The sequence below is a fragment of the Nostocoides australiense Ben110 genome (assembly GCF_001050535.1).
Taxonomy (GTDB): domain Bacteria; phylum Actinomycetota; class Actinomycetes; order Actinomycetales; family Dermatophilaceae; genus Nostocoides_A; species Nostocoides_A australiense.
Genome location: NZ_HG764815.1, coordinates 4,095,380 through 4,105,564 on the forward strand (window position 1 = coordinate 4,095,380; position 10,185 = coordinate 4,105,564).

At 67.1% G+C, this 10,185-nt stretch carries 9 protein-coding genes and 1 pseudogene; 5 read left to right on the forward strand and 5 right to left on the reverse strand.

Annotation, left to right across the window (positions count from 1 at the left end; genetic code table 11):
• A pseudogene (locus tag BN11_RS20240) lies at positions 1-298 on the forward strand (IS1634 family transposase); the annotation flags it as partial.
• Between the two features lie 48 nt (positions 299-346).
• Here BN11_RS20240 and BN11_RS20245 read toward each other — a convergent pair.
• Genes BN11_RS20245 through BN11_RS20265 form a run of 5 tightly spaced genes read right to left on the reverse strand, consistent with a single transcriptional unit; the run spans position 347 to position 5,068 of the window.
• The gene (locus tag BN11_RS20245) at positions 347-1,360 is read right to left on the reverse strand and encodes a branched-chain amino acid ABC transporter permease (protein ID WP_048700228.1); all 1,014 of its coding nucleotides are present in this window, start codon (positions 1,358-1,360) and stop codon (positions 347-349) included.
• Positions 1,357-2,238, reverse strand: coding sequence for a branched-chain amino acid ABC transporter permease (locus tag BN11_RS20250; RefSeq protein ID WP_048700230.1), 882 nt, complete (start codon positions 2,236-2,238; stop codon positions 1,357-1,359). Before BN11_RS20250 ends, BN11_RS20245 begins: the two co-directional genes overlap by 4 nt.
• On the reverse strand, positions 2,235-2,978 hold the full coding sequence (locus BN11_RS20255) for an ABC transporter ATP-binding protein (RefSeq protein ID WP_048700232.1): 744 nt from the start codon (positions 2,976-2,978) through the stop codon (positions 2,235-2,237). The genes BN11_RS20250 and BN11_RS20255 overlap by 4 nt, the downstream gene beginning before the upstream one ends.
• Positions 2,971-3,747: an ABC transporter ATP-binding protein gene (locus BN11_RS20260; protein ID WP_048700234.1), complete on the reverse strand. Its 777-nt coding sequence runs from the start codon at positions 3,745-3,747 to the stop codon at positions 2,971-2,973. Before BN11_RS20260 ends, BN11_RS20255 begins: the two co-directional genes overlap by 8 nt.
• A gap of 13 nt (positions 3,748-3,760) precedes the next feature.
• On the reverse strand, positions 3,761-5,068 hold the full coding sequence (locus BN11_RS20265; protein ID WP_162213303.1) for an ABC transporter substrate-binding protein: 1,308 nt from the start codon (positions 5,066-5,068) through the stop codon (positions 3,761-3,763).
• A gap of 279 nt (positions 5,069-5,347) precedes the next feature.
• Here BN11_RS20265 and BN11_RS20270 point away from each other — a divergent pair, with 279 nt between their 5' ends.
• The 4 genes from BN11_RS20270 to BN11_RS26245 all read left to right on the forward strand — a co-directional run bounded on the left by BN11_RS20270 (position 5,348) and on the right by BN11_RS26245 (position 10,149).
• On the forward strand, positions 5,348-6,235 hold the full coding sequence (locus tag BN11_RS20270) for an AAA family ATPase (protein WP_048700238.1): 888 nt from the start codon (positions 5,348-5,350) through the stop codon (positions 6,233-6,235).
• A 32-nt stretch (positions 6,236-6,267) separates the two neighbouring features.
• On the forward strand, positions 6,268-7,344 hold the full coding sequence (locus tag BN11_RS20275) for a vWA domain-containing protein (RefSeq protein WP_235435625.1): 1,077 nt from the start codon (positions 6,268-6,270) through the stop codon (positions 7,342-7,344).
• Entirely contained in the window at positions 7,337-8,479 is a 1,143-nt protein-coding gene (locus tag BN11_RS20280) for an XdhC family protein (RefSeq protein WP_048700239.1), read from the forward strand. The genes BN11_RS20275 and BN11_RS20280 overlap by 8 nt, the downstream gene beginning before the upstream one ends.
• A gap of 1,313 nt (positions 8,480-9,792) precedes the next feature.
• Positions 9,793-10,149 (forward strand): hypothetical protein, encoded by a 357-nt coding sequence (locus tag BN11_RS26245; RefSeq protein WP_048700241.1) that lies wholly within the window; start codon positions 9,793-9,795, stop codon positions 10,147-10,149.
• Positions 10,150-10,185: the final 36 nt, after the last annotated feature.

Sequence of the window (10,185 nt, forward strand, 5' to 3'; positions counted from 1 at the left end):
CTGGCAGGTCGAGGCGTCGTTCCGGATGTCCAAGAGCGACCTACGCGCCCGACCGATCTTCCACCACACCAAAGACGCGATCGAGGCCCACCTGACCATCGTCTTCGCCGCGCTGGCCATCTCCCGGCGCCTCCAAGACCAGACCGGCATGAGCATCAAGAAGATCGTGCGCGCGCTCCGCCCGATCCAGCAGATCACCATCACCATCGCCGGCCACCCCCACACCGCGGCCGACTCCCTCACTGACGCCGCCCGAGACATCCTCATCGCCACAGGCCACGAGCCCGCGACACACTAAATTGGCACGACTCGGGTATGACCCCACACTCAATGGTGAAGAGCCGGATTACGCGGCCCGCTGACGCCACCAGCACAGTTCGCGGCCACCGGTGAGCCCGTGGGGGCGGCGCAGCAGCATGGCGACAAGAAGCACGCCGAGAGCCACATTCGCCAACCCGGGACGGGACGGGACGTCGAGCCCAAGCAGGCTTCCGTCCTCGACGCGCCGCAGGAACTCCTGCAGCACGCCGACAACCACGGCACCGAACACGGCGCCGCTGAGGCTGCGCGCCCCGCCGACCACCAGCATGGCGATGACGATGAAGGTGTAATCGAGGTAGAAGACGGACGGGCTGACCGAGCCGAGGAACATGCCGAAGAGCGCGCCACCGACACCGTTGAGGAAGGCGCTGAGAATGAAGGCCTGACCGCGGCGCAGGGAAATCCACACCCCCGAGGCGGCCGCTGCGACCTCGTCGTCTCGTGAGGCCCGGAGCTGCCTGCCGGAAGAGGAGGTCTGGTGGACTCCGGCGACAACGAGTGCCACGAGCACCCACACCAAGGCCCACGTCAGCGTCGTGGTGGTCGGTATGGAAGACAATCCGCGCCGCCCTCGGGTCAGATCCGACCACTCGCTTGCCACGACGTTCATCGAGATGAGCATCGCGACCGTCGCCAGGCCGGCCGAGAGCCCCCCGATGCGCGAGAGTGGCACGGCGATCGGAATGGCTACTAGGACCGCCACCAGCCCAGCGATCAGCACCGCTGCCGCTGGCACGAAGGTCACGCTCCGCAGGAACTCGGGCGCGTTCGGGACCTGTACCTGTTTCAAGGCGGTGGGCATCACCAGTAACCCACCGACATAGGCGCCCAACATGGCAAAGGCGAGTTGGCCGAAGGAGTAGACCCCGGAGTTGCCGGTGAACACGTACAGGCCGACGACCAGCACGATATTGATGAGGATGACGATGACGGCCTGTTGGAGCGAGTTCGGGGACACCGCGTACACGATCGTGGCCACGACGGCGACGAGCGCGAACAACGAGAGCGGCACTCCGAGGCGCCCGGCGAGTCGGTTCATATGCGTTCACCCTGCTTCGGCGAGATCAGGCCCTGGGGGCGGACGACGAGAAGGAGAAAAACAGCTGCGAACAGGAAGGCGTCCCGGAAGGGGCGCAAGTCACCGGGCAGGAACGACTGCAAGAGCTGGCTCGTGATGCCCAGGGCGAACCCGCCTAACACCGCGCCGCGAAGGCTGGACAGGCCGCCGACCACCGCTGCGATGAGTCCGTAGAGCACGGGCGCGAGCCCGAAGATGGGGGTGACCGTTCCCGTCGTGCCCACAAGGAGGATGGCCGCCACGGCAGCTAACACCCCGCTGATGGCGAAGGCCAGCATGATGACCCGGTTGGCGCGCACCCCAAGCATGCGGGCGGTGGTGAAGTCCTCTGCCGCGGCGCGCATGTGCGTGCCCCAGCGGGTCTTGGCCAGGAAGAGGCTCAAGCCGATGAGCAAAAGCGCCGTCACGATGATGGTCACGCCATTGAGGGTCGGGACATAGACACTCCCGAACACCCAACTCAGCTGGAACCAGTCGTCGAGGGGACTCGCCTTCGGGAGTGACCCGAACGTGGCTTCACACAGAGCGGTGAGCAGGACGGACACGGCGAAAGAGGTCACGAGCAGCGTCGCGGGATCGGCTCCCCGCAAACCCCGGAAGGCAACGAACTCCAGAAGCAGAGCGAGCAGGACGCAGACTGCGACGGTGACCAGAATGCGAAGCACAAGAGGGAGGTTTGCCGTGACGGCCATGGCGTACGCGCCGACCGTGATCAAACTGGCGTGCGCGAAGTTAATCAGCCGCATGATGCCGAAGATCATGGCGACGCCCAACGCGTACAGGGCGAATAGGCTCCCCAGATAGACCGCGTCCAATGCGGCTTGGATGAGAGCGGTCACGGGGTCACCTCGGGTTCTAGGCCCAAATACTCCGCAGCCATCCCGCCTCCTTCTCCGAGAGCCTCCGGGGTGCCCGAGCGGGTGACGCGCCCGGTTCCCATGACATAGGCGCGGTCGGACATCTCGACCGCCCGCGTGGCGTTTTGCTCGACCAGGAGGATGCTGAGCCCGTCTTCGCGCAAGGCGACAATGGTCTCGAACACGCCGTCGACGATGCGTGGCGCCAGACCGAGTGACGGCTCGTCGAGAAGCAGCAACTGCGGGGAGGACATCAGGGCCCGAGCGATCGCCAGCTGTTGTTGCTCGCCGCCGGACAGGTACCCCGCGTGCTGGCTCCGTCGCTCGGCGAGGATCGGGAACCTGGAGAACTGCTCGTCCAGCGATCGGCGCACCTGCTCACGATCCGGCCGACAGGTCGCACCGAGGAGGAGGTTCTCTTCGACCGTGAGGGATGTCAGGATGTGACGGCCCTCGCGGACGAGAGCGATCCCCCGGCGCACTACGTCCTCCGGCTTCTCGCCGTCGATGGAACGCCCATGGAACGCAATGGTCCCGCCGCGGGGCCGCAGGAGCCCGGCGACGGCCGACAAGGTGGTGGTCTTACCCGCACCGTTCGGCCCGACCACAGCGACGATCTCGCCCGGTTGGACGTACAGCGACACGCCACGGACGGCGGTGAGGGTCCCGTAGGCCACGGTCAGGTCCTGGACGTCGAGGAGCGGCCGGGTCGTCTCAGTCATGGCGTGCCCCGCTCCCCAGGTAGGCATCAATGACCGCGGGGTCGGAGCGGACCTGCTCGGGTGTGCCGATGGCCAACGTCCGGCCGTGATCGATGACGTGGATGCGATGACACAGCCGCATCACGAGCCGCATGTCATGCTCGATGAGGAGCAAACCGCACCCGAACATCTCTGGTACGGCGTCCAACTGCTCGAACAGAACATCGCTCTCCTCCTCGTTGAGGCCGGCCGCGGGCTCGTCGAGGATGAGGTAGCGCGGGTTGCCGACGGCGGCCCGAGCGATGCCCAGGCGCCGCTCGTCGCCGTAGGGCAGGGCGTCAGCGGACGATGCCGCGTGCCTGCCGAGACCGAACGCATTGAGCGCCTCGGTCGCAGCCGCGCGCGCGTCCCTGCTCGACAATCCGCAGCCCAGCGCCGCTACTTCGACGTTCTCCCGAACGCTCATGCCGTGAAATAGTCGAACGGCTTGGAACGAGCGCCGCACGCCGAACCGGGCGAGGCGGTGTGCACGCCACCCCGTGACGTCCGCACCGTCGACCGAGAGACGCCCCGAATACGCCGCGAAGCCGGTCAGGGCGTTGGTGAGCGTCGTCTTCCCTGCCCCATTTGGCCCGATCAGTCCCAGGATCTCGCGGTGGCGCAGCTCGAGATCGACATCTTGGACGGCCTTGATGCCATCGAAGGTGACGGACAACCCACTCGAGCGCAGCGCGAGGCCGGCGCCCGTGCGCAACTCATCGCTCCCTTCGCTGCGATCCCGCACACTCATCCGTAGGGGCCTGTCAGCACGGCTGTTCACCGGGGATGGCGTCGGTGTTCGTATAGGCGACAACCTTCGGCTTGCCACCCTGGTAGCTGATGACCTGCGCCCGCCGGGGGGTCGGGATGTGACACTGGGGGGTGAAGGTGGTGTTGCCGAGCAGGAGTTTGACGTCGGTGAAACCGTCGAATGCCTTCTGCAGGGCGGCAGCGTCGAGGCTGCCAGCCTGCTCGGCGGCGAGGGAGAAGGCCTGCACAGCGGAGTAGCCGAAGGCCGGGTACATGCCGCTCGCCGGGGGTTTGCCTGTCTCCTGTTCAAACCTCTTGTAGAACTCGTTCCGCGCAGCGCTGTAGTCGTCCCCATAGATGGACGTGGGCACCAGGATGCTGAAGTCGCCGGGATCCTTCACAGCGTCCAGCCAGTACACGCCGTCGAAGGCGCTCCCACCGACGACCGGCAGATTGATTCCGGCCGTGCGGATCTGGCGCAGCAATGTGGCCCCGCCCGGCGGATAGCTCGCGAGGATAATCACGTCGGCCTGCGACTGCCGGATGCCGGCGATCTGGGAAGCAGCCGACGCATCACCGTTCTGGTAGTCGTCCTCGGCGGCCAGTTCGAGGCCGACCTCTTTGGCGCGAGCCGCGAATGTCTCACCCAGAGTCTGGGTAAACTGCAGGGCCTGGTCGGTGATCAGATAGGGCTTTGAAAAGCCCTTGGTTTTCACGTAGTCCGCTATCGCCGAACCCTCGGCCTTCATGCCGCTGTTGAGGTTGTAGGTGAGGGCGCCGATCCCCTTGAAGCCGAATTCGGCGGCGCCGGCGCATCCGAACGCGATCACTCCCTTCGCGTTGACGGTTCGCGCCGCCGGGCCCCCGATGTCGTAATCACACGAGGTGAACACGAAGTCGGCCTTCTTCTCGAGGATCGCTTCGGCAGCGGTCTGGATCTTGGCCACGTCCGTGCCGTTGTCCGTCGTGACCAGTTCGACAGGCCGTCCCAGAATTCCGCCCGCTTTGTTCACGTCGTCGATAGCCATTTTCATGCCTGCCTGGATCGGCAGATCGTAGAGTGACATGAACCCGGTCAGGCCGGCGGTTTGGCCGATGACAATCGGATCGCCCGAGGGCGTCGCGGCGTCGACCTTCGCCTCAATGAGGCTCGCGTTGTCCGCGGGTTTGGTCGCGGGTGCCGCGGCCGGGGTTTGACCGGTCGAGCCGGGCGCCGCGGAGCCTGCCGAGGTGGGGTCGTGGGTGCTCGTCGTCGTACAAGCGCCCAGCGCCAGGAGGGGGGTGGTGGCGAGCATGAGGCCTCGCCGCAGTGGTCCGCGCATGGACTGCTCCTTCCGGCGACTGGGCCGCCGCTGGTTCGGGCGCGACGTGAGGAGGACACAGGTTGGACCTAGTGCCCTCACCCCGGAGGGGTCGGGGGCTGCTCGCCGCGTTGTGGCAGCAACGTAAGGAGGTGCGAGACCGGACGGTAGGTTCATCGTGCCCACGTCTATGTGTCAGGTGTGCACTTTGACCACCATTGGTGCGCGGGAGTTCCCCTTCGCGCATAGCGGTGCCCCTGTGGTCTCCCGCGGTCGCCGGCGGTTCGTCATTCTGGGCAGATGGAGTCCCCACTGCCCTTCACGTCGCCGGCCGATCTGGCGGCGGCCCTCGACGCGACCGGCTACCTCGCCGACGACGCACTCGCGACCATCGCCTGGCTCGGACTGCACCTGCATCGCCCGCTGCTCATGGAAGGGGATCCGGGCACCGGTAAGACGTCGCTCGCGGAAGCGCTGTCAGAGGCGATGGGCATCCCCCTTATCCGGCTGCAGTGCTACGAGGGACTGGACGCCACCCAGGCGCTCTATGACTGGGATTTTCCGCGCCAGATCCTCCATCTTCGGGCTTTGGAGACCGTGCCGGAGCAGGGCCGCGACGTGAACGAGATCGAGCAGGGGCTTTTCGCCGAGCGTTTCCTGCTGGCGCGACCGGTGCTTCAGGCACTGCGTGAGAGTCCGTGCGTGCTGCTCATAGACGAGGTCGACCGCGCTGACGATGAGTTCGAGGCATTCCTGCTCGAAGTGCTCTCGACGTGGCGCGTCACCATCCCCGAACTCGGCACGATCAGCGCACAGGTCCCTCCGGTCGTCGTGCTGACAAGTAACCGCACGCGGGAGTTGCACGACGCGATCAAGCGGCGCTGCCTATATCTGTGGCTCGACCACCCGAAACTCGAGCGGGAGATTGCCATCCTGCGACGGCGCGCCCCCGAGGTGTCGCACGCCCTCGCGGAGCAGGTGGTCCGGGCGGTTCAGGCACTCCGATCCGATGTCGAACTCCTCAAGCCGCCGGGCGTTGCGGAGTCGATGGACTGGGCCCGGGCCCTGCACGCGCTCGGCACTCGAGAACTAGATACCGAGGCCGCGGCCGCCACTCTCGGCGTGGCCATCAAGTACCGCGAGGATGCCGACCGCGTCCAGTGCGCCATCGAGAGGATCCTCGGGTGATGGACCTTGCATTGCCCCGCCCGCCCGAGGAAATGTTGCTTGGCTTCACGCTGGCCTTGCGCGCCGCAGGGGTCGATATTACGGCGGATCGCGAACGTGCCTACCTTCGCGCAGCGGCCGCGCTCGGGCTCGACGATCCGCACGGGTGCTATCACGCCGGGCGGGCAACTCTGTGCGGCTCACCGGCGGACCTCGAGCGTCATGACACGGTGTACGCCGCCTGGTTCGGGGGCAAAACCGCCGTCGCTGGGCAGCGCTTCCGGCCCCCGGCCCCCACCGCGCCCGCGGCTCTGGCCGAAGTCGGCGAAGGTGGGACGGAGTCGGACCAGCAGGAATCTCAGGTCGCTCAGGCCAGTTCGCACGAGGTGCTGCGCCAACGGGATGTCGCCACGTTATCGGCCGGCGAGAAGGCGGAGTTAGGCCGGCTATTCACCCGGATACAGCCACGGGCTCCGCGCCGTTGGTCCCATAGGCGCACACCCGCGCGGAGAGGCGAGGTTGATCCCGCTCGAACCCTCCGGGAGATGTTGCGGCGGCTGGGTGAGCCGGGGCGGGTGCGCCATCGCCGGCGTGCTCCCCGACCGCGGCGTGTCGTGATGCTCATCGATGTCTCCGGTTCGATGAGCCCTTATGCCGACGCCCTGCTGCGACTAGCGCACCGCTTCGTGTCGACCGGGTTGCCGGTGGAAGTGTTCACCTTCGGCACGCGGCTGACCCATATCACCCGGCCACTGCGCAGGCGCGATCCCGACCAGGCCCTCGTGGCCGCAGGCGACGCGATCCCGGACTGGTCCGGAGGCACCCGCCTGGCCGAGGGCATCAAGATCTTCCTAGAGCGCTGGGGGCGGCGTGGGACGGCACGCGGCGCGGTGGTCGTCGTCTTTAGCGACGGCTGGGAGCGAAGTGACCCGGAGGCCCTCGGGGAGCAGATGCGTCGACTTCGGGTGCTGGCGCACCGGGTCATCTGGGTCAATCCGCACCGCGGTCTGGCCGGGTATGCGCCTGTGCAGGCAGGCATCCGGGCGGTGCTGCCCTACTGCGACGACTTCCTCGCGGGCCATTCGCTGGCGACGTTCGAGGAGATGACGGAGGTGATTGCCGGTGCGTGACGTGCTTGCCGACCTGTTGCCGTGGTGGGAGGCCGGCCGGAGTGTCGGGATGGCCACAGTCGTAGCGACCTTCCGGTCCGCCCCACGCCAGCCAGGAGCGTCCATGCTGGTCGGACCGGAGGGTCAGGCCGTGGGCTCCGTATCCGGCGGGTGCGTCGAAGGAGCGGTCTACGAACTGGCGCAAACGGTGATGGCCACCGGCGCGCCCGTGCTGCAGCGCTACGGCGTCTCCGATGACGACGCGTTCACGGTCGGCTTGACCTGCGGCGGGATCCTCGATCTCTTCATCGAGGACGTATCCAGGCGGACCTTTCCCGAACTCGGGGAAGTGGCGGCCGATATTGCGGCGGAACGGCCCGTTGCCGTAGCGACGGTTGTGGAACACCCGGACCCGGTGCTTATCGGATGTCGGCTCGTCGTGCATCCGGAAGGCGGGGCCGTTTCCGGCACGCTGGGGTCTGAGCGGGCCGATGCGGCGTTGATCGACGACGTGCGTGGGTTGTTAGGGGCAGGGCGGACGGAGACCTTGACCTACGGCCCGGACGGCGAGCGGCGGGGCGAAGGCCTGCGCGTGTTTGTCGCCTCATACGCGCCCCGGATGCGCATGCTCGTCTTCGGCGCCATCGACTTCGCCGCGGCCGTAGCGAGGGTCGGGTCGTTCCTAGGGTACGCAGTGACCGTATGCGACGCCCGCCCCGTCTTCGCGACCGCGTCGCGATTCCCGGAAGCCGACGAGGTCGTCGTGCAGTGGCCGCACAAGTACCTGGCTCAGGAAGTTGCTGCCGGGAGGATCGATCAGCGCACCGTTATCTGCGTCCTCACTCACGACCCGAAGTTCGACGTGCCCGTGTTGGAGATCGCGCTGCGCCTGCCGGAGGTGGGGTATGTCGGCGCGATGGGCTCACGCCGTACGCACGAGGACCGGACGCGCCGCCTCCTCGACGCGGGTCTGACAGCGGAGGAACTGAGCCGGCTTGCCTCTCCGATCGGGCTGGACCTCGGGGCCCGCACACCCGAGGAGACGGCGGTATCCATCGCCGCCGAGATCATCGCGCTGCGCTGGGGCGGGGGCGGAGAGCGCTTGGGCGAGCTTGCCGGGCCGATCCATCACCACGAGCCATACGAGAGGGTCTGATCCCGATGTCCGTTCCTAGAGGACGCATGTTTTTTCCATCGGGGCCACGCCGGCGATAGGACTGACGCGATGAGCCAGTGGTCCAGCAGTCTCGCCTCGTGGCGGCGGCCACCGAGGATCTCCTCGCACAGGCTCGCGCCAATCCGCGCCGCCGCCACGGGCACGGTGGCCACCGACTCAATCCCGTTGACCCGGCTGTGCCGCGACCGGTGCGGCTCTTGCACCTTCGCCACCGCACCGCGCACTCTCGATGCGCCATACTTGTCGCCCGAGGAGGTGTTGGCCATCGCCTCAGCCGGTGCGGGCGCGGGTTGCCACGAGGCTCTCTTCACCCTCGTCGAGGCGACAGAGGATCGCTATCCCGTTGCGCGGGAGTGGATTTCGGAGCACGGGTACCGCAAGGCCCGCCACCTAGAAACCCGGACACCGATCGTGGGACGGGATCAGGGCGCACGCTCGCAAGCGAGGGTGTCGACGTTGACGCGTGGCATGTCAAGGCGCACGCCCTGGACCGTGGACTACCTGGCTGCCATGTGCTCCGTCGTGCTCGAAGAGACGGGCCTGCTGCAGCATGCCAATGCCGGTGCGCTGAACGAATCGGATCTTGCCACCCTGCGGCCCGGAAGCGTCTCCCAGGGCATGATGCTCGAGAGGCTACCCGACCTGGCCGCGCGCCGCGGCGCTGCGTACAAGACTCCTTTCCGCCGTCACGAGACCTTCTCAGCGTCGGGCCGGCTCGCGATCCCCTTCAGCAGCCCCTCCGCGCTGGTTACCCCCGGGCCCCGTTTGCCGAGTGCTCACCTCCCCGGCGCTGTGGCCGAAGTCCTCGCGGGAGTCCGAGACGGCCAGCGGGTCGAGGAGGAGCAAATGGTCACCCTCCTGTCGGCCCGGGGACCCGAGGTCGCGGCCGTCGCCGCGTTGGCCGACGAGTTGCGGCAAACGGCCGTCGGCGACACGGTGCCCTATGTCGTCAACCGAGCGCTGGAGGTGCACGAGGGTGCCCATCGGGTGGGTGAGCCCATCGCCGAATACTTGATCCGGCTCAAGGATGCCGGCCTGTCCTCCCTCCCCGGCACTGCCGCCGAGATCCTCGACGACGAGGTCCGAGCTGTGCTCTGCCCGGACAAGGTGACCACCCAGGAGTGGCTGGACACCCACGAAGTCGCACACGGCGTCGGTCTGTACGGCAATGTGACCATGATGTTCGGCTCGATCGAACGACTCGAGCACGTGGCCCGGCACATCGTGCGCAACCGCGACCTGCAGGCGCGCACCGAGGCTTCACCCCGTTCGTCGGCCTGCCTTTCGTCCAAATGGTCGCGCCCGGCTATCTCAAACGCGCTGCCCGCCGGGGCCCCGCGTGGCGCGAGACGGTGCTCGCCAACGCCGTCGCGCGCATCGCTTATCACAGGATCATGGAGAGCACCCACGCCTCTTGGGTCAAGCTCGGACTGGCCGGTGCCTCGCAACTACTGCGGGCGGGTGTCAACGACCTCGGCGACACGCTCACCGACGAGAACAACTGCCGCGCCGCTGGTGCTGCGCATGGACAGTCGCTCCTTCCCGACGACTTCGTCGAGCTGGCGCTTGACCGAGGGCGGAAGGTGCGAAAGCGGACCAGTCTCTATGAGTGGTTACCTCAATCGATCGGTCCGGTCGAAGCCCCTTGAACTAGGCATTTCATGACCGACCTGCCGATGCCCACG